At 74.8% G+C, this 19,137-nt stretch carries 19 protein-coding genes; 13 read left to right on the plus strand and 6 right to left on the minus strand.

Going from position 1 to position 19,137, the window contains the following annotated elements:
- The first annotated feature begins 13 nt into the window (after nucleotides 1-13).
- Nucleotides 14-865, plus strand: a complete 852-nt coding sequence (locus tag VG869_09380) for a fumarylacetoacetate hydrolase family protein (GenBank protein ID HEV3451404.1) — start codon at nucleotides 14-16, stop codon at nucleotides 863-865.
- 6 nt (nucleotides 866-871) lie between these two features.
- Here VG869_09380 and VG869_09385 read toward each other — a convergent pair whose 3' ends face one another.
- Entirely contained in the window at nucleotides 872-1,717 is an 846-nt protein-coding gene (locus VG869_09385; GenBank protein ID HEV3451405.1) for an ABC transporter permease, read from the minus strand.
- A 2-nt stretch (nucleotides 1,718-1,719) separates the two neighbouring features.
- The gene (locus tag VG869_09390) at nucleotides 1,720-2,724 is read right to left on the minus strand and encodes an ATP-binding cassette domain-containing protein (protein ID HEV3451406.1); all 1,005 of its coding nucleotides are present in this window, start codon (nucleotides 2,722-2,724) and stop codon (nucleotides 1,720-1,722) included.
- A 97-nt stretch (nucleotides 2,725-2,821) separates the two neighbouring features.
- Here VG869_09390 and VG869_09395 point away from each other — a divergent pair, with 97 nt between their 5' ends.
- Genes VG869_09395 through VG869_09405 form a run of 3 tightly spaced genes read left to right on the plus strand, consistent with a single transcriptional unit; the run spans nucleotide 2,822 to nucleotide 5,129 of the window.
- Nucleotides 2,822-3,271, plus strand: a complete 450-nt coding sequence (locus VG869_09395; protein HEV3451407.1) for a MarR family transcriptional regulator — start codon at nucleotides 2,822-2,824, stop codon at nucleotides 3,269-3,271.
- Nucleotides 3,272-3,273: 2 nt separating this feature from the next.
- A complete protein-coding gene (locus VG869_09400; GenBank protein HEV3451408.1) occupies nucleotides 3,274-4,254 on the plus strand; it encodes an ATP-binding cassette domain-containing protein in 981 nt (326 codons plus the stop codon).
- On the plus strand, nucleotides 4,254-5,129 hold the full coding sequence (locus VG869_09405; protein HEV3451409.1) for an ABC transporter permease: 876 nt from the start codon (nucleotides 4,254-4,256) through the stop codon (nucleotides 5,127-5,129). The genes VG869_09400 and VG869_09405 overlap by 1 nt, the downstream gene beginning before the upstream one ends.
- 55 nt (nucleotides 5,130-5,184) lie before the next feature.
- Here the strand turns inward: VG869_09405 and VG869_09410 are convergent, their stop codons facing one another.
- Nucleotides 5,185-5,622, minus strand: a complete 438-nt coding sequence (locus VG869_09410; GenBank protein HEV3451410.1) for a hypothetical protein — start codon at nucleotides 5,620-5,622, stop codon at nucleotides 5,185-5,187.
- 158 nt (nucleotides 5,623-5,780) lie between these two features.
- On the opposite strand from VG869_09410, the gene VG869_09415 reads away from it, so the two are divergent.
- The 6 genes from VG869_09415 (at nucleotide 5,781) to VG869_09440 (ending at nucleotide 11,754) form a co-directional block, all read left to right on the plus strand.
- Nucleotides 5,781-6,791: a D-2-hydroxyacid dehydrogenase gene (locus VG869_09415; GenBank protein ID HEV3451411.1), complete on the plus strand. Its 1,011-nt coding sequence runs from the start codon at nucleotides 5,781-5,783 to the stop codon at nucleotides 6,789-6,791.
- A gap of 272 nt (nucleotides 6,792-7,063) precedes the next feature.
- A complete protein-coding gene (locus tag VG869_09420) occupies nucleotides 7,064-8,131 on the plus strand; it encodes a cytochrome P450 (GenBank protein ID HEV3451412.1) in 1,068 nt (355 codons plus the stop codon).
- Nucleotides 8,128-9,051: an NAD(P)-dependent oxidoreductase gene (locus VG869_09425; protein HEV3451413.1), complete on the plus strand. Its 924-nt coding sequence runs from the start codon at nucleotides 8,128-8,130 to the stop codon at nucleotides 9,049-9,051. Before VG869_09420 ends, VG869_09425 begins: the two co-directional genes overlap by 4 nt.
- Nucleotides 9,052-9,163: 112 nt before the next feature.
- On the plus strand, nucleotides 9,164-10,267 hold the full coding sequence (locus VG869_09430) for an alpha-hydroxy acid oxidase (GenBank protein HEV3451414.1): 1,104 nt from the start codon (nucleotides 9,164-9,166) through the stop codon (nucleotides 10,265-10,267).
- Nucleotides 10,264-11,289 carry a hypothetical protein gene (locus VG869_09435; GenBank protein ID HEV3451415.1) on the plus strand — a complete coding sequence of 342 codons (1,026 nt, stop codon included), beginning with the start codon at nucleotides 10,264-10,266 and terminating at the stop codon, nucleotides 11,287-11,289. Before VG869_09430 ends, VG869_09435 begins: the two co-directional genes overlap by 4 nt.
- A gap of 27 nt (nucleotides 11,290-11,316) precedes the next feature.
- Nucleotides 11,317-11,754: a pyridoxamine 5'-phosphate oxidase family protein gene (locus VG869_09440; protein ID HEV3451416.1), complete on the plus strand. Its 438-nt coding sequence runs from the start codon at nucleotides 11,317-11,319 to the stop codon at nucleotides 11,752-11,754.
- A 33-nt stretch (nucleotides 11,755-11,787) separates the two neighbouring features.
- Here VG869_09440 and VG869_09445 read toward each other — a convergent pair whose 3' ends face one another.
- Nucleotides 11,788-12,564: an SDR family oxidoreductase gene (locus VG869_09445; protein HEV3451417.1), complete on the minus strand. Its 777-nt coding sequence runs from the start codon at nucleotides 12,562-12,564 to the stop codon at nucleotides 11,788-11,790.
- A 282-nt stretch (nucleotides 12,565-12,846) separates the two neighbouring features.
- On the opposite strand from VG869_09445, the gene VG869_09450 reads away from it, so the two are divergent.
- Entirely contained in the window at nucleotides 12,847-14,190 is a 1,344-nt protein-coding gene (locus tag VG869_09450; protein HEV3451418.1) for a hypothetical protein, read from the plus strand.
- Between the two features lie 26 nt (nucleotides 14,191-14,216).
- Here the strand turns inward: VG869_09450 and VG869_09455 are convergent, their stop codons facing one another.
- Nucleotides 14,217-16,202, minus strand: coding sequence for an AarF/UbiB family protein (locus tag VG869_09455; GenBank protein ID HEV3451419.1), 1,986 nt, complete (start codon nucleotides 16,200-16,202; stop codon nucleotides 14,217-14,219).
- A 41-nt stretch (nucleotides 16,203-16,243) separates the two neighbouring features.
- On the opposite strand from VG869_09455, the gene VG869_09460 reads away from it, so the two are divergent.
- Nucleotides 16,244-17,167 (plus strand): SGNH/GDSL hydrolase family protein, encoded by a 924-nt coding sequence (locus VG869_09460; protein HEV3451420.1) that lies wholly within the window; start codon nucleotides 16,244-16,246, stop codon nucleotides 17,165-17,167.
- 47 nt (nucleotides 17,168-17,214) lie between these two features.
- On the opposite strand, the gene VG869_09465 is transcribed toward VG869_09460, so the two are convergent.
- Nucleotides 17,215-17,823, minus strand: a complete 609-nt coding sequence (locus tag VG869_09465; GenBank protein HEV3451421.1) for a GNAT family N-acetyltransferase — start codon at nucleotides 17,821-17,823, stop codon at nucleotides 17,215-17,217.
- Nucleotides 17,824-17,955: 132 nt separating this feature from the next.
- On the opposite strand from VG869_09465, the gene VG869_09470 reads away from it, so the two are divergent.
- On the plus strand, nucleotides 17,956-19,137 hold a 1,182-nt coding region (locus tag VG869_09470; protein ID HEV3451422.1), incomplete at its 3' end, for an amidohydrolase family protein.

Raw genomic sequence — 19,137 nt, forward strand, 5'->3', positions numbered from 1 at the left:
GTGGAGGCGGGCCGTGCGACTGGCGACGATCCGAACCGGCGACGGCACGCGCGCCGTGCGCGTGGACGACGACCGGCTCGTCGAGCTCGACGCCCCTGACGTCGGCGCCCTGCTCGCCGCCGGGCCCGACGCGATGCGCGAGGCCGCGACCGCACGCGGCCCGGCGCGCGACCCCGCCGCGCTCGACGGGGCCGCGCCCGTCGTCCCCCGGCCGCCGAAGATCATCTGCCTCGGGCTGAACTACGAGCGCCACATCCGCGAGATGGGCCACGAACCGCCCGACGTCCCGACGATCTTCGCCAAGTACACCCGCGCCCTCATCGGGCCCCGCGACCCGATCGTGCTGCCCACCGCCTCGGAGCTCGTCGACTGGGAGGCCGAGCTCGCGTTCGTCGTCGGTGTCGCCGTGCGCCACGCCGACGAGGCCGCGGCACGTCGGGCGATCGCGGGCTACACGATCTGCAACGACGTGTCGATGCGCGACTGGCAGTGGCGCACCGACCAGTGGCTGCAGGGCAAGACCTTCGAGCGCTCGACGCCGGTGGGGCCGGTCCTCGTCACCCCGGACGAGGTGGACGACGCCTGCGACCTGCCGCTCCGCTGCGAGGTCGACGGGGTGGTGCGCCAGGACGCCCGCACCTCGGACCTGGTGTTCGACCCCGTGGCCATCGTCCGGTACGTGAGCACGATCCTCACCCTCGAGCCCGGGGACCTCATCTCCACCGGCACGCCCGGCGGCGTCGGCGCCGGGCTGAGCCCGCCGGTGTTCCTCCGCCCCGGTCAGGTCGTCCGCACCGTCGTCGAGGGCATCGGCGAGCTCCGCAACCCGTGCGTGGCCGAGGCGGACGCCCCGCCGCCGCCCTGACCGCGCTCACCCGACGCGGTACCGGCGCACCGCCAGCGCGGTGAAGATCCCGACGATGAGCACCCACGCCACCGCGAAGTGCCCGGCCGCGGTCGTGAGGTGGACGTGGCTCACGCGGTAGAGGGTGTGGTCGCCGAGGGCGAGGCCCCGGGCGGTGTCGATGGCGGCGGTGATCGGGTTGACCTTCGCCACCGGCTGCATCCAGCCCGGCAGGCGCGACACCGGCGCGAAGGCCGAGCTCGTGAACACGAGCGGCAGCACCGGGATGAACACCGCCGGCTGCACCGTCTCGGGGTCCTTGATCGCCAGCCCGACCCACGCCGAGAAGGCGGTGAGCGCCATCCCGAACAGGACGATCACGACGACCATGCCGACGGCGCCGAGGAAGCCGTTGTGGAAGGAGAACCCGATGGCCAGCGCCGCCGCGACGAGCAGGAGCGACTGGATCCCGAGCCGCAGGCTGTCGCTGAGGGTGCGGCCGACGAGGAAGGCGGAGCGGGCGATCGGCAGCGAGCGGAAGCGGTCGATCATGCCGGACTGGAGGTCGTAGGCGATGCCGACGCCGGAGCCCATCGCCGAGAAGGCCAGGGCCTGCACGAGCACGGCGGGGACGACGAAGTCCTTGTAGTTCGTGCCCGGCCCGATGTTGGCGACGGCGCCGAACACGAACGCGAAGAGGACGAGCTGCATGAGCGGCTGGATGGTCGAGAACACGATCAGGCCCGGGCTGCGCAGCACCTTGCGCAGGTTCCGCTGGGCGACGAGGGCGATGTCGGCGAGGACGCGCGGCGGCGCCAGCGCCGCCCGCTCCTCGATGCTGACGGGCCTGGCCTCGGCGGCGAAGACGGCCATCGTCAGTCCCGCCGGCGGCCGCGCCCGAGGCGGGGCTCCGGCGCGTCGGGGCGGGGCTCCTCGGCGAGGTGCCCGGTCAGGCTGAGGAACACGTCGTCGAGGGAGGGGCGGCGGAGCCCGAGGTCGGCGACCTCGACCCCGGCGGCGTCGAGCGCCCGCACCGCCTCGACGAGCGCGGCGGCCCCGGCGTGGACCGGCACCACCAGCGACCCCAGCTCGGCGTCGGTGACGATGTCGCGCCGCGGGACGCCGAAGGCCTGGGCCAGCGCCGCCGCCGCGGCCGGGACCTGGGCCCGGTCGGGCACCTGCAGGTCGACGACGTCGCCGCCGACCTTCGTCTTCAGCTCGTCCGCGGTCCCCTCGGCGATGATGCGCCCGGCGTCGATGACGCTGATCTGCTCGGCGAGGTGGTCCGCCTCCTCCATGTACTGGGTGGTGAGCACGATCGTCTTGCCCTCGTCGCGCAAGGCCGTGATCACCTCCCAGAGGTGCAGGCGGCTGCGCGGGTCGAGCCCGGTCGTGGGCTCGTCGAGGAACAGCACCTCGGGCGACGCGATGAGGCTGGCGCCGAGGTCGAGGCGCCGCCGCATCCCGCCGGAGTAGCCGCGCACCACCCGGTCGGCGGCGGCGGCGAGGTCGAAGGCCTCGAGCAGCTCGGCGGCCCGCTCCTCGGCCACGGCCCGGCGGAGCCGTCCGAGCCGGCCGACGAGCACGAGGTTCTCCCGGCCGGTGAGGTCCTCGTCGACGGCGGCGAACTGCCCGGTCAGGCCGATGGCGGCCCGCACCTGCTGGGGGTGGGTCACGACGTCGTACCCGGCGACCCGGGCCCGGCCGCCGTCGGGGCGCAGCAGCGTCGAGAGGATCCGGATCGTCGTGGTCTTCCCGGCCCCGTTCGGGCCGAGCAGGCCGACGAGCCGGCCCTCGGGGACCACGAAGTCCACGCCGTGGAGGGCGACGAAGGACCCGAACCGCTTCACCAGGCCCTCGACGACCACGCCGGCGTCCACGCCCGCCGAACCTATTCGGCTTCCGCCCCAGACGCCGTCCTCGTCCCGGGCCCGGCCGTGGAGACCCGATCGGTGCGGGCCTAATGTTTCGCTTCCTATGGAAGAGCCGCTCGGTCGAGAGCTGGCCGTCACCGGCCGCCGGGTCCGAGACCGGTTCGACGCCTGCCTCGGGCAGCACGGCGCCAGCCTCGCGACGTGGGTCGTCCTGCGCTGCGCCGAGCGCGAGGACGGGCTCAGCCAGCGCGAGCTGGCCCGCCGCGTCAACATCGAGGGCCCGACCTTGGTTCGTCAGCTCGACCGGATGGAGCACGACGGGCTCGTCGAGCGGTGCCGCGACGCCGTGGATCGTCGCGTCGTGCGCGTGTGCCTCACCCCGACCGGCCGGCAGCGCCACGCCGAGCTCGTCAGCGTGGCGGCGACGCTCGACGCCCAGCTGCGCACCCTGCTCACCGACGACGAGATCGAGACCCTGCGACGCGTGCTCCCGCGAATCCGCGACTGCTGGCACCCCCACGCGGGGAATGGTCAGCGCGGAGACGGGAGGTAGCGATGGGGACGACCGGCGCCGATCCCCCGGCCGCAGTGCCGCTCGCGCCGGTCCGGACCGAGGACCTCACGAAGGTCTACCCGGGCGGGACGAAGGCGGTCGACACGCTGAACCTCTCGCTCGAGCACGGCGAGATCTTCGGGCTGCTCGGCCCCAACGGGGCGGGGAAGACGACCACGGTGGGGATGCTCACCACGATGGTGGTGCCGACCGGCGGGCGGGCCTGGGTCGGCGGCGTCGACGTGCTCGCCCACCCCGCGCTCGCCAAGCAGAACATCGGGGTCGTCCCCCAGCAGAACACCCTCGACCGGTCACTGTCGGTGTGGGAGAACCTCTACTTCCACGGCCGGTTCTTCGGGATGAGCGCCCGCGAGGCCCGCACCGAGGCCGACTATCGCCTCGAGCAGTTCCGGCTCGTCGACTGGGGCCGGGCCCCCGTCCTCGCGCTGTCCGGCGGCATGGCCCAGCGCCTCATGGTGGCGCGGGCGATCCTCCACAAGCCGACGATCCTGTTCCTCGACGAGCCCACCGCCGGCCTGGACCCGCAGAGCCGGCTGGCGCTCTGGGACATCCTCGGCGAGCTCCACGACGCCGGCGAGACGATCCTGCTCACCACCCACTACATGGAGGAAGCCGACCAGCTCTGCGACCGGGTGGCGATCATGGACCACGGCCAGATCCGGGCCCTCGACCGCCCCTCGGAGCTGAAGCGGAGCATCGGCGCCGACACCGTCGTGACCGTCAACGCCGACGGGGACCTCGAGCGGCTCGAGCGCGTGCTCGCGGGTGAGGTCCCGGGCGTCACCGAGACCCACCGGGTGGACGGCTCGGTGCAGCTCCACCTCCGGGGCGGCGACGGGATCCTGCCCCGCGTGATCAGCGCCGCCGAGCGCGACGGCTTCAACGTCACCGACCTCTCGGTCGCCGAGCCGACGCTCGAGACCGTCTTCATCACCCTGACCGGAAAGGACCTGCGCGACTGATGGCTAGCGCGACGACCACCGTCGACACCACCCTCGTCGACACGACGACCCGCACCGCCACCCTCGCCAGCTGGACCGCCTTCAAGGCGCTGCTGCTGCGGGACATGACGGTGCTGCGGAAGAACCTCAAGGAGTTCATCCCCCGCACGGTGCTGCAGCCGTTCCTGCTCGTGTTCGTGTTCACGTACGTGTTCCCGAAGATCGGGCAGGGCATCGGCGCCGCCCGGGGCGCCGGCGCGGGTGCGTCCGGCTTCGCGACGCTCCTCGTCGCCGGCGTGGTCGGCATCACGATCCTGTTCCAGGGCATCCAGTCCGTGGCCCTCCCGATGGTCCAGGAGTTCGGCTACACGAAGGAGATCGAGGACCGGGTGCTCGCCCCGCTCCCGGTGGCGATGGTCGCGGTGGCCAAGGTCGCGTCCGGCGCGATCCAGGGGCTCATCGCCGCGCTCATCGTGTTCCCGATCGCCGCGGTCGTCCCCGCCAGCCCGATCCACCTGCACGTGTCGTGGCTGGTGCTGCTCACTCTCGCCCCGCTGGCGTGCGTCAGCAGCGCCGCGCTGGGGCTCACGTTCGGCACCCGCTTCGAGCCGCGCACGGTGCCGATCATGTTCGGGGTGGTCGTGATCCCCCTCACGTTCCTCGGCTGCGTCTACTACTCGTGGGTGGCGCTCACCCCCATCAAGGTGGGTGGCTTCTCGTGGCTGAAGACGCTCGTGCTCGTGAACCCGCTCGTGTACATGAGCGAGGGATTCCGCGCCGCGCTCACGAACGCCAACCACATGTCCCTGCTGGCGGTCTACGGCGTGCTGCTCGGCTTCGCCGCCCTGTTCCTGTACTTCGGGATCAACGGCTTCAAGAAGCGGGTCCTGAGCTGACCGGGGCCGCGGCGACGGCCGAGCGTGCTCCCGCGGCGACCGCGGGCGGGCGGCGTCAGCGCCGCGGCGCCAGGTCGAGGTCGGGGGGTGGCTCCTCCGGGATCTTCCAGCGCAGGAACTCCTTGTCGTAGACCTCGTGGTAGGCGTTGGCGGCGTCGACCATGGCCCGGAACGCGGGCTCGAAGCGGTCCCAGTCCTCGGACTCGATCGACTTGCTGACGGCGGCGACCTCTTCGTTGATGAACTTGTCCATGTTGTCGGCGTACTTGGGGCGGAGGAAGGCCCCCTTCTCCATGAGGTTCACGGCTTCCTTGAGCTGGAACCGAGCGAGGGCCCGGTTGTGGGCCTGGCCGGCGTAGTAGCACTTCCAGATCCGGGCGCCGACGAGCGGCATGATCTCGGCCATGCCCGGCATGAGGTGACCGAGCTCGTCGAGCGAGAAGGTCCCCTTGCCGGTGTCGATGATGTGTTCGTGGTCCGCGGCGGGCGTCATGGCGCGCAGCCTACCGGGCCGGCGCGGCGCGACGGCGAGCCGCGCGTCGGCGCGGTGCGGACGAGCGGGCGCCGCCCACCGTCGCCGACGGCGCGGCGCGCGGACGCGCGTCGAGGGCCGGATCGCCACCGCGACGCCGGCCGCGAGAGCATGGCGGCGTGACCGAGATCCTCCTCACCGAGCAGGCGTTCCGGAGCTTCGGCGATCGGATCGCCCGCTCCGGGATCCCCGCGCGGCTCGTGCGGCTGCAGCCCGACGGCCGGCTCGTCGTCAACGGGGAGATCGAGCCTCCGGACGCGGCGCAGCCCGAAGTGGCCTGGCTCACGGCCGACGCCTTCTACGACGGGAGCGTCGAGCCGTTCTTCGCCGTCGTCGCGTCGAAGCCGTCGGTCCGGTGGCTGCACTCGGCGGCCGCCGGCGTCGACCTGCCGTACTACGCCGGGCTCGGCGAGCGGGGGGTGCGCGTCACGACCTCGCACGTGAACGCCATTCCGATCGCCGAGTACGTCGTCGGCGCGGTGCTGGCCCAGCTCCAGCAGGCGCACCGCTGGCGGGAGGCCCAGGCGGCGCGCGCGTGGCGTCACCACGAGTTCCGCGAGGTGTGGGGCACGACGTGGCTGATCGTCGGCCTCGGCGCCATCGGCACCGCGGTCGCGACCCGGGCGCGCGCCTTCGGGGCCCGGGTGCTCGGCGCGCGGCGACACCCGACCGGCGCCGAGCCGGTCGACGAGCTGCTCCTGCCGGACGGGCTGCTGGAGTCGGTGCCTCGCGCCGACGTCGTGGTGCTGGCGGTGCCGGGCACCGCCGAGACGCATCGGCTCGTCGACGACGCCTTCCTCGCCGCCATGCGGCCCGGCTCGGTGCTCGTGAACGTCGGGCGCGGCTCGCTCGTCGACGAGGCCGCGCTGCTGCGGGCCCTGGACCGGGGCGTGCCGGAGGCGGCGATCCTCGACGTGTTCGCGACCGAGCCGCTCCCTGCGCACAGCCCGTTCTGGGACCACCCCCGGGTGGTGGTGACCCCGCACTCCTCCGCCGGTGGCAGCGGCCGGCTGGGGCGCGCCGCCGACCTCTTCGTCGAGAACCTGGGCCGCTACCGACGCGGCGAGCGGCTCCACCACGAGGTCGACCCCGCCGACCTGCCGTCGGGCTCGCGGCGCGACCGCCCGTGACCGACGCCGCCGACCTCCGCAGCGTCGACGACGCCGCCGCCGGCGCGCGGGCGGTCGACGATCGGCGAGCTCGACCGAGCCGTGGTGACGCCGGCCCCAGGCTGACCCGGGGCGGCGGGCGGTAGCGTCGGGCCGCGACCACCTACGACCCCTTCGACGACCGCCCGCCGGAAGACGCCTGGCCGCTGCTGGCCCGGCTGCGCGCCGAGACCGCGGTCGCGACGATCGCCGGCGGCCTGCGCTACGTCACCCGCTACGAGGACTGCCGCGACGTGCTGCGCGACGTGGCGTCGTACTCGAACGGGTCGGGGATGAAGGAGCCGGGCGTCGAGATCCCCGCCGAGGAGCGGCTGCTCGGCGAGCTCGACCCGCCGCTCCACACCCCGGTGCGGCGGGTGATGGTGACCGCGCTCACCCCGCGCGTCGTGCACGCGGCCGAGCCGTTCATCGCCGACACCGCCGCCGCCCTCCTCGACGCCGTCCCGGTCCCCGGCACCGCCGACCTCGTGCCCGCGTTCACGGTGCCGCTGCCGAACCGGGTCACCGTGCACCTGCTCGGGCTCCCGGCCGCCGACGCCGAGCGGCTGGCGGGCTGGGCCAAGGAGCTGATGGAGAGCGAGTTCCCGCGCACGAACCGCACCGCCCGCGGCGAGGGCTTCGCCGCCGCGTTCCCCGAGTTCGCCGGCTACATCGACGACCAGATCGACCGGCGGGCCGCCGGCGCGCGGGCCGACGAGGACGCCGGCGTCCTGACCCGGCTCGTCGCCCTCGAGGTCGACGGCCGGCGCCTCCCCCGCCGCCAGGTCCGGGCGCTCGTGCGCAACCTCATCACCGGCGGGCTCACCACGACCAGCCAGCTGCTCGGGAACCTGCTCCACGAGCTGCTGCGCGACCCCGACCTGGCGAGCGCGGCCCGCGGCGACGACGGCGCGCTGAGCGGCGCCATCGAGGAGAGCCTGCGCCTCGCGCCGCCGGTCCTGTTCGTCGCCCGCGGCTGCCAGCGCGACACCGAGGTGGGGGGCACGTCGCTGACGGCCGGGGAGCGCGTGATCGTGGGGACGGGGTCGGCGAACCGCGACGAGGCCGTGTTCCCGGGCGGGGACGAGTTCCGCGTCGACCGGCCCAACGGGGACCAGCACCTCACCTTCGGGTACGGGCCGCACGTCTGCCCCGGGGCGGCGCTGGCGCGGGTCGTGGCCCGGGTGGGGCTGACCGCGTTCCTCCGACGTTTCCCGCCCGGGGCCGTCCGCCTCGCCGACGGCTTCCGCTACGAGAACGTCCCCACCTTCTTCGAGTGCGGCCCCCGCCGCCTGCCGATCGAGACCCGCGCCCCCGCGTGATCGCGGCGAGCCCGTGGCCCGCCCTCGCCGGGCGCCGCGTGCTGATCACCGGCGCCACCGGTCGCGTCGCGTTCCCGATCGCCCGCGCCCTGGCGGCCACGAGCACGGTGTTCGGCGTGGCGCGCTTCTCGGACCCCGACGGCCCGGCGCGCCTCGAGGCGGCCGGCGTCACGCCCGTGCGCGCCGACCTCGGGCGCGCCGACCTCGACGCGCTCCCCGACGCCGACTTCGTGTTCCACGCCGGCGCCGCGCTCGGTCGGGAGTCGTCGGACTGGCAGCGGGCGTTCGCGGTCAACGTCGAGGCCGCCGGGCGGCTCGTCGCCCGCTACCGCGGCGCCGCCAGCTTCGTCGCCTGCTCCACCGGTTCCGTCTACCAGTACCAGGGCGCCCGTCCCCTGCGAGAGGATGACCCGCCGGGCCTGCACCTCGGCCTGTACAGCCTCTCGAAGATCGCCGGCGAGGCGGTGGTGCAGTTCGCGGCCCGGCAGCACGAGGTGCCGACGACGATCATCCGCATCTGCTCCGCCTACGGGCCGCTCGGCGGGGCCCCGGCCGACCGGCTCGACCGCCTGGTCGCCGGTCGCGACATCCCGCTGCACCCGGGCCCGCCGAACCGGTACAACCCGATCTACGAGGACGACTACGTGCGGCTCGGCGTGCGGGCCCTGCTCGCGGCGCGCGTCCCGCCGCTGGTCGTGAACTGGGCCGGCAGCGAGACCGTCAGCGCCGAGGAGTACTGCGAGCTCCTCGGGGAGCTCGTGGGCGCCCGCCCGCGCTTCCGGTACACCGACGCCGCGCCGACGCCGCTGTGGCCCGACGTGACCCGCATGCACGACGTGCTCGGCCGCACCGAGGTGCCGTGGCCGGAGGGGATGCGCCGCATGGCGGCGGCGCGCCACCCCGACCGGGTCGCGCGCTGAGGGGGAGGGCTCGGGGGACCGGAGCCGCGGTCGGGCCCGGCCCGGCCACCGACGAGAATGGGGACGCGCCCACCCCAGCCCGGTGGCGCAGCCGGTGACCGATCGGAGGACGATGACGGACGCGCGCGGCGCCGACCGCGCACCGCGGCGGGCCTCGACGGGGCCGCCGGTCGTCGACCTGGCCCGCCTCGAGGAGCTGGCGACCGCCCGCCTGGACGCCGGGGCCGCCGAGTACATCAACCGCGGCGCCGGGGACGGCGTGACGCTCGCCGCCAACCGCCGCGCCTGGCAACGCCGGCTCCTGCGGCCCCGGGTGCTGCGCGACGTGCACGTCGTCGCCACCGGCGGCGTCGTCCTCGGCACCGAGGTGCGCGCGCCCGTCCTCGTCGCGCCGACCGCCATGCAGCGCCTGGCGGCACCCGACGGGGAGCGGGCGACCGCCCGCGCCGCCGCTCGCGCCGGAACCGTCATGGTGGTGTCGATGGCGGCCAGCTGCTCGCTCGAGGAGGTCGCGGCCGCCGCGCCGGGGGCGCCGCGCTGGGCCCAGATGTACCTGCTGCGCGACCGGGGTCGCACGCGCGCCCTGGCCGAGCGGGCCGCCGAGGCCGGCTACACGGCCGTCGTGGCGAGCGTCGACGGCGCCGCCGTCCCGCACGGCGACCACGGGGGCGCTACGCCCCCGGGGCTCGCGTTCCCGAACCTGGCGCCCCCCGGGCGTCCCGGGGACGGCGACCTCCTCGCCACCCTGGCCGACTTCGACGCCGGCGTCACCGCCGCCGACCTGGCCCGGTTCCGCGAGTGGAGCGGGCTCCCGCTGGTCGTCAAGGGGGTGCTGCGGGGCGACGACGCCCGCGCCGGCGTCGACGCCGGCGCCGCGGGCGTGGTGGTCTCGAACCACGGCGGCCGGATCGTCGACGGCAGCGTCGCGACCGGCGACGTGCTCCCCGAGGTCGTCGACGCCGTCGGCGGCGACGCCGAGGTGTACGTCGACGGCGGGATCCGCGGGGGCGCCGACGTGGTGAAGGCGCTCGCCCTCGGGGCCCGCGCCGTCATGGTCGGACGACCCGCGGTCTGGGGTCTCGCCCTCGACGGCGAGGAGGGGGTCGTCGCCGTGCTCGACGCGCTCACCCGCGACCTCGGTCGCGTCATGGCGTTCTGCGGCGCCGCCGACCTGTCCGCGGTCACCCGCGACCTCCTCGCGAGCGCGTCACCGTGACGTCGACGGCGCGGCGATGGGTGGGTCGCGCCGCGGCCCTGGCCGTCCTCGGCGTCGCGGCCGCGGCGCCCACCGCGGCCGGGGCGCCGGCGCCGGTGGCGGCGTGGGCTCCGCTCGCGCGCGCGGCGACCGTCGTCGACGTCGCTGGCCCGAGGAGCGACGGGACGTTCGTGGTCGCCACCGCCGGGCGCCTGGCCGTCCTGACCCCCGACGGCACGGTGAGCCCGTTCGCGCGCGGGGCCGGCGGCTACGCGACGCGCCTCGGCACCGAGGCCTACCTGGCCCTGACCCCGGACCAGCCCGTCGACGGCGCCGACTGCGCCTTCCACCAGGACGACGTCTACGCCCTCGAGCCCGCCGGTCGCCCCGGCGTCGTGGTCGTCGACCCGCAGGGCCGGGCGCGGCGGGCGGTGAACCTGCCGCGCGGCGACGTCCCGAACGGGATCGTCTACGACGCCGTCGGCGCCTTCGGGCACCGGCTGCTCGTCACCGCGCGCGCCAAGCGGGGCACCGCGGTCTTCGCCATCAACTGCGACGGGCAGGTCCACGCCATCACCACGACCGGGCCCCGGGTCGAGGGCGGCCTGGCCGTGGCGCCGGCGACGTTCGGTCCCTACGCCGGCGACCTCATCGCCCCCGACGAGCTCAGCGGACGGATCATCGCCTTCGACGCCCACGGCGGATCCCGCACCGTCGCGGTGTCCGGGCTGCCCACGGGAGGGGACGTCGGCGTCGAGAGCGCCGGGTTCGTGCCCCCCGGGTTCGGCCCGGCCTGGATCGCGCTCCTCGCCGACCGGCGCACGCCCGGCAACCCGCACCCGGGCAGCGACCAGGTCCTCCGGCTCGCCGGCGGCGCGCTCCTCGCGGGCGGCGCCCGACCCGGCGACCTCGTCGTCGCCACCGAGGGCGGCGCCCAGACCGTCGCGGTGTCGTGCGCGGCCACCTGCACCGTCCAGCACGTCGCCGACGGCCCGACCGCGACGCACGCCGAGGGTCACGTCGTGTTCGCGGCCACGCCGTGACGACGACGCCGCGGTAGCGTCCGATCCGTGATCCTCGCGATGACGCCGTCGGAGCGCGACGCGTTCCTCGCCGGCGTCCACGTCGGCGTGCTCAGCGTCGCCGAACCCGGGCGGGCACCGCTCACCGTCCCGGTCTGGTACGCGTACGAGCCCGGCGGGCTCGTCACCGTCCTGACCGGCCGCACCTCCCGCAAGGCCGAGCTCCTCGAGCAGGCGCAGCGCCTGAGCCTCTGCGCGCAGACCGAGACCGCGCCGTACCAGTACGTGAGCGTCGAGGGTCCCGTGGTGCGGGTCGACACCACCGTCGACGCCGCCGAGCGCCAGGCCATGGCCTACCGCTACCTCGGCCGGGAGTTCGGCGACCTCTACCTCGCCGCCACCGAGGCCGACGCCGCGGAGGAGGTCGCGATCCGCATGCGGCCCGAGCGCTGGCGCACCGTCGACTACAACAAGCAGTTCGGCTGACCGGCACCGGGACCGGGTCCCGGACGTCGTCGGTCAGTGCGGGATCTCGCCGGCGTTCACGAGGATCGACTGGGCCGTGACCATGCGGGCCCGGTCGGAGGCGAAGAAGACCACGACCTCGGCGACGTCCTCGTCGGCGGGGATCTCGCCGAGCGGCATGTTCTTGGCGATCCCGGCGACGATCTCGTCGGGGGCGACGCCCTGGGCCTGGGCGGTCATCTCGACGTAGCCCTCGACCGGTGGGCCCCACATCCACGACGGCACCACCGTGTTCACGCGGATCTTGTGCGGGCCGAGCTCCTTGGCCAGGTAGTACATCGCCGACGTCAGCGCGCCCTTCGACGACGCGTACGCCATCTGCATGAGCTGCGGCCAGTACATGGCCTGCGACCCGATGAACACGATGGCGCCGCCCCGCGTCTTCAGGTGCGGGATCGCCGCCTCGCAGATCCGCAGGGTCCCGAGGACGTTCGTGTCGAAGGTCTGACGCCACTGGTCGAAGTCGGCCCCCTCGAGGCCGCCGAAGACCGTGTCGAGCGCGGCGCAGTTCACGACCGAGTCGAGCCGCCCGAACCGCTCGACCGCGCCGTCGACGAGGCCCGCGCACGCGGCCGGGTCGGTGATGTCGGTCCGCCGCCACGCCACCCGTCGGCCCGACGGGTCGAGCTCCGACGCCACCGCCTTCAGGTTCTCCTCGCGCCGGGCGCCGAGCATCACCGACGCCCCCTCCCGGAGGGCCACCGCCGCGATCTCGCGGCCGAGGCCGGGGCCGACCCCCGACACCACCATCGTCGTGCCCTCGAGCAACACGGGTTCCTCCTCGGTCGGGTTCTCGGCTCATTCTTGTCACGGGCGCCTCGCCGCCGGCCACGCCGCCGGTGCGAGCCCGCCGCGACGGACCCCGATGCGACGGGCGGGCCGATGCTGGTGCGGCGGCCACGGGCCGGGCCGTCGGCGACGACTTCCGGGCGCCCTGGTACCCCGGCGCCGGGTTCGGCCTGCCGACCCGGACGCCCGACCCGGAGCGCGTCGCCGCGGGTTTCTATGCTGCCGGCGCCCGCGGCCTCGCCGGGGGAGAGGCCGTCCAAACCCATGTCGCAACGCGGACAACGACTCATCGCAGCGGCGCGCCAGCCGCTGCCCGAGGGCACGTTCGCGGTCGGCGCGGGCCTGATGGTCGCCGCGGTCACGACCTACGGGTTCCAGATCCTGGGGTTCCGGGCCCTCTCGAAGACCGACTACGCGGCGCTGAACGCGCTCTGGGTGTTCGTGTTCATCCTCGCCCCCGGGATCTTCCTCCCGCTCGAGCAGGAGGTCGGGCGCGCCGTCGCCGCCCGCCGGGCCCGGTCGATCGGCGGCGGCCCGGTGGCCCGTCGGGCCGCGGCGCTGGGCCTCGCCTTCGCCGGCGGGCTCGCCGCGCTGGCGGTGGTGATCGCCGCCGTGACCCCGATCGTCGGCCGGCTGTTCGCGGGGAACGACGGGCTCGTCGCCTGCCTCGTGCTCTCGCTCTTCACCTACGGCTTCGAGCTGCTGGCGCGGGGCCTGTTCGCGGGTCACGGCCGCTTCGGCGCCTACGGCGTGAGCATGGGCGCCGAGGGCGTCATCCGGATCCTGCCCGTCGCCGTGCTGGCGGCGGCCTCGGTCTCGAACCCGCTCTGGTACGGGCTGTGCCTCGCCGGGCCGCCGGCGCTGGCCACCCTCGTCGCGCTCCGCGGCGAGCGCGACCTCCTGCCGCCCGGGCCCGACGCGCCGTGGTCGGAGCTCTCCGCCAACCTCGGCTACCTCCTCTTCGGATCGCTGTTCGCGCAGATCCTCGGCTACGCGCCGTTCCTCGGCGCCCAGGTCCTCGCCTCGTCGGGGCAGCGGAGCGCGGTCGCCGACTTCATCGTCGGGCTGTTCCTCGCCCGGATCCCGATCGTGCTGTTCCAGGCCGTCCAGGCTGCGCTCCTCCCGAAGCTGGCCGCGCTCGTCAGCGCCGGCCGGCACGAGGACTTCCGCGACGCGGTGCGGAAGCTGGTGCTGGTCGTCGTGACCATCGGCGGGGTCGGCGTGCTCGCGGCGGCGACCCTCGGGCCCTTCGTCGGGAAGGTCCTCTTCGGCGGCAAGTTCCACCTCAACGACCTGGACCTCGCCCTGCTCGCCGCCGGCAGCGGCCTCTTCATCCTGGCCCTGACGCTGGCCCAGGCGCTCATCGCCCTCCTCGGGCACCGCCAGGCGATGGTGGCGTGGCTGGTCGGGATCGCCGTCTTCGCCGCCACGACCGCGGCGAGCGGCAGCGACCTGTTCCTGCGGGTCGAGGTCGGCTCCATCGTCGGCGCCGCCGCCGCCGCCGGCGTCATGTTCCGGGCCCTGCAGGACCGCCTGCGGACCGGGGTGTCGAGCGACAGCCTCGCGGCGCTCGTCGAGCAGATCGAGCACGAGCCGCTCGAGATCTGAGCCTCGCGTCCCGGCCCGGCGGCGGCTCAGTTGACGCCGTCGCGCAAGACCGCGACCAGGACCCGCATGATGAGGACCGTGGAGCAGAAGAGCCCGAAGTAGCCGAAGAACCGGAAGAGCGACGTGCCACCGGTGAACGGCGGGCCGCCTCGGATCGCGATCAGCGCCACCGACACGCCGCCGACGCCGGCGCCGAGGATCGCCAGGACAAAGCGGTTCACGAGCCGGGTGACGCCGACGACGTCCCGGGGCTCGGAGAGCAGGCTGACCCGGACCCGCAGCCCGTCTCGCTCGGTCGCGGTCACGATGCGGTCCAGCTGTCGCGGGACGCGCCGCAACGTGGGCAGCAGCTTGATGAGCTCGGCGCGCGCGATCGCCTCGACGTTCTCCGGCATCAGCCGATCGCCGACGATCTCGAGCGCAGCTCGTTCTGCCTCGTCGATGGTCTCGAAGCCCGGCGCCATCGTGCGCAGGGTCCCGTCGAGGGTCACGAGGGCCCGGAAGAAGGTGCTCAACCCGGTCGCGACGCTCAGGTCGAAGTCGTGGAGGAGGTGCAGGAGCTCGTTGAACATGGCCGGGCTCGGCTTCGCGCCCGCACCGAGGTGGCGGCCGATGAAGCGGGCGAGCGCGCGCTCGAGGGCCTCGTCGTCGACGGGGCTGTGCACGTCGGCCACCCGGAGCAGGGCCTGGCGGAGCAGGTCGGGGTCGTTGTTCGCGAGCGCGTACATCATCTCGCGCACCGCGGTCTGCTCGAGCGGGTCCAGCACGCCGGTGGCGCCGAAGTCGATGAGCCCGAGCCGACCGTCGGCGAGCACCATCACGTTCCCCGGGTGCGGGTCCGAGTGGAACCGCCCGTCGCCGAGGATCTGGCCCAGGACGGTGCGCAGCAGCTCCCCCGCCAGCCGTGACCGGTCCACCCCGAGCGCGTCGACGCGGTCGGCCTGCCGCACGCTGACGCCGTCGAGCCACTCCATGACGAGGACCCGCGGCGTCGTCAGGTCCGGGTACACGCGCGGGACCCGAACCTGCGAGCCGGCCGGCAGGTGCCCGCCGATCTGCACCGCGTTCTGCGCCTCGACGAGGTAGTCGAGCTCCTCGCGGAGGCGCTCGGAGAACTCGCGTGCGATCCCGCGCACGTCCCAGCGGGCCCCCCACGACGTGCGGGACTCGATGGCCTCGGCGACACGCGCGAGGACTTCGAGGTCCCGGTCGACGAGCTCGGCGACGCCCGGGCGCTGCACCTTGACGATGACGACGTCGCCGCCGTGGAGCCGAGCCCGGTGGGCCTGCCCGATCGAGGCCGCCGCCACCGGGGACCAGTCGAACTCGGCGAAGACGGCCTCGACCGGGGCGCCGAGCTCCTCCTCCAGGACGCTCGCCAGCTCGTCCGGGCCCACGGGCGGGACCGCGTCCTGGAGCTTCGAGAGCTCGGCGGCGACGTCGTCCGAGACCAGGTCCGGCCGGGTCGAGAGGACCTGGCCCAGCTTCACGAACATGCCGCCGGCGTCCTCGAGCGCCACCCGCAGCCGGCGGCCGACCGGCGCGCGCTCGTGCCGGGTCTGGCGGCCCATCCCCAGCGCGGGTCCGAGGCCCTGCCGGGCCGCGATCGCGGTGATCTGGGCGTAGCGCTGGACCCGGTGCCCGCGCCGGCGCAGCGACCGGATCGGTCGCGGGATGCTCGACAGGCCCGTCTGGGCCCGAGCCATCGCGCCGGGTCGGGCGAGGAACTCGATCCACACCGACGCCACCAGGGAGCCGAACGCGGAGAACAGCAGCACGTTGCGAACGAAGCCCGTGTTCGGGTTCGACCGCTGCCCCGCGATCGCCAGCGAGATGCCGATGCCGACCAGCCACCCGAAGAACCCCGACGCCACGGTGAGCGAGAACGATCGGCGCACGCCGAGCAGCCGCCCGCCGACCCACGCCGTGAGCAGGGTCCCGGGCAGGGCGAGCGCGACGACGAGGATCGCGACCCCACCCAGTGACGCCGCCGCGAGCTCGGGCGCGATCACCGATCGCACCGCGCGCGAAGAGCAGCGACCATGATGGCCCGGTGGCGCGGGGACGAGACGGCTGGTGGCGGGTCGCCGCCGCCGGCGCGGCCGGCCTGGGGCTCGCGGTCGGCGGCGGGTGGGGCACCGCGGGGCGCGCCGCGGTCGTGCAGACCTACGTCGCGCTCGGCGACTCGTACACGGCCGGACCGCTCATCCCGCTCCAGCAGCCGAACCCGCTCGGCTGCCTCCGGTCCGACCACGACTACCCGAGCGTCATCGCCGCCGCGCTCGGCGTGTCGACCTTCCGCGACGCCAGCTGCAGCGGCGCCACGACCGACAACATGACCGCGCCGCAGAACGTCACGCCGGGGCCCAACCCGCCCCAGTTCGACCGTCTCGACGCGCAGACCCAGCTCGTGACGGTGGGGATCGGCGGGAACGACATCGGGTTCGAGCAGATCGCCACGACGTGCGCCACGGCCAGCCCGGCCGGCACCCCGTGCCACGACCACTACGTCGTGAACGGCGACGACCAGCTCAGCGACCGCATCGTGGCCACGGCACCGAAGGTCGCGTCGGTCCTGCAAGGGATCCACACGCGGTCGCCGATCGCCGAGGTCGTCGTCGTTGACTACCTCGCCATCCTCCCTGAAACCGGGTTCGGGTGCTGGCCCCAGGTGCCGTTCGCGTACGGCGACGTGCCGTACCTCCGGGCGAAGGAGCACCAGCTCAACGCCATGCTGGCTCAGCAGGCGGCCGCGAACGGGGCCCGGTTCGTCGACGCCTACACGTTCAGCATCGGCCACGACGCCTGCGACCCGCCGTGCCTCCGCTGGGTCGAGCCGGCGGCGCCGAGCTCGCCGGCGGCGCCGCTGCACCCGAACGCGGTCGGGATGCGGGCGACGGCGGACGCGGTGCTGGGCGCCCCGCCGCCGGCCTCCGGTCCCTGTCCGGTGACGGCCGGGCCGCGCTTCACCGGCTGAGCGCGGCGCCGCGGCGCCGCGCTCGGCCGCGCGGGGACGGCCGGCGCCTACCTCGGATCCCGCCACATCAGCCACAGGCGCGGGCCGTCGGCGAAGTCGTAGGTGTCGGTCACGACGAACCCGTGCCGCTCGTAGAAGGGCACGTTCGACTCCTTCGAAGACTCGAGGTAGCTCGGCAGGCCGTCGGCGTCGCAGCGGGCCAGCTGGTCGGCGAGCAGCGCCGACCCGAGGCCCTGGCCCTGGCGGTGCGGGTCGGTCCCGAGCGTGGCCAGGTACCAGTGGGGAGGCGCCGACGGATGGCGCCGCTCCACCGCCTGGAACCCGGCCAGGCGGCTCGGGAGCACGCGGAGCGAGACGAGCCGGACCAGCCCGGGCAGCATGCGCAGCTGGTCGACGGGGCCGAGCCGCCACCGGCCGGGCGGGAGCCACAGCGCGACCGCGGCGAGGTCGTCGGTGGTGAAGATCTCGCCGTGCCGCCCGAAGGGGCCGCGCAGCTCCAAGTCGCGGAAGAAGCGCTCCATGCGCGCCAGCCGCCGGTCGGCGTCGGGGAGGAACCAGGCCATGACCGGGTCGTCGGCGAAGGCGCGGGTCAACGTGCGGGCCAGCTCCGGGTACTCGGAGCGCTCCGCCGTCCGCACCGCGGCCGTCGCTGCCATCGCCGCGCATCGTACGCGGGCCGGTCACGAGCCGGCCGGGGCGGCCGCACCGGTCGCCGGGTCGGGCTCGGGGCTACCCTCGCCTCGGCGCCGCGCCGGGCGCGCCGCGACCGGCGGCGCGTGGAGGGGCCGATGGCCTACAGCAGCGGCCGCGTCGTCCACGACGCCGACGCGCACCTCATGGAGACGCCGACGTGGCTGCGCGACCACGCCGACCCGGGCCTGCGCGAGCGCATCGAGCCGCTCCGCTACCCCGGCGGCAACGAGCTCCGCCAGACCGGCGACCCGGCCGACCAGCTGCGCGACCTCGACGCCGCGTTCGAGCGGCTCCGGGCGCGGCACGCGTCGCCCGAGTACCGAGCCGACGAGGCCGCGCTCATCATGCGGCGCAAGAACTTCGCCGCCACCGGCTCGTTCGTGGCCGAAGACCGGCCGCGGGCCTTGGACCTGCTCGGCTTCTCGAGCCAGCTGGTCTTCAACACGTTCCACAACCGGCGCCTGCGCGACTGGGAGCACGGCGACGACCCCGAGCTCGCCGACGGGGTGGCCCGCGCGCACAACCGCGGCATGATCGAGTTCTGCTCCGTCGACCGGCGGCTGCTGCCGACCCTGTACGTGCCGCTCGCCGAGTTCGAGCGGGCGGCGGCGATGGCGAAGGAGGCCGTGGCCATGGGCGCGGCGGCGCTCCTCGTCGCCTCGGGCTGCCCGCGCCGCCACTCCCCCAGCCACGTCGGCCTCGACCCGGTGTGGGCGGTGGCGCAGGAGGCGGGCATCCCCGTGGTGTTCCACGTCGGCGGCACCGGCGACCTCATCGACGCCGCCTACTTCCGGAACGGGCGGCCGGTCCCGCCCGACTTCCACGGCGGCGAGGAGAACTTCCGCTCCGTCGACTACATGGGCATCCCGCGCCCGCCGGCGCAGACGCTCGCCACCATGATCTTCGACGGCGTCCTCGACCGCTTTCCGGACCTGCGCTTCGGCGTCATCGAGCAGGGGGCGGCCTGGGTGCCGTCGTGGCTGCGCCAGATGGAGGCGGCCTTCGACGCGTTCGAGCGGCACGAGGAGCGGCTCCGCGCCCTCTCGCTCCGGCCCACCGAGTACGTGCGCCGCCAGGTGCGCGTCACGCCCTACCCGACCGAGGACGTCGGCTGGATCATCGCCAACTCGCCCCCTGAGGTGTGCCTGTTCTCGTCGGACTACCCGCACGTCGAGGGCGGCCGTCGGCCGCTCGAGCGGTTCGAGGCCTCGCTCGGGGACGCGGACGAGGCCACCCGCCGCCGCTTCTACTGCGACAACTTCGTCGACCTCATGGGC

It is taken from the genome of Acidimicrobiia bacterium (assembly GCA_035948415.1).
Taxonomy (GTDB): Bacteria; Actinomycetota; Acidimicrobiia; order IMCC26256; family PALSA-555; genus PALSA-555.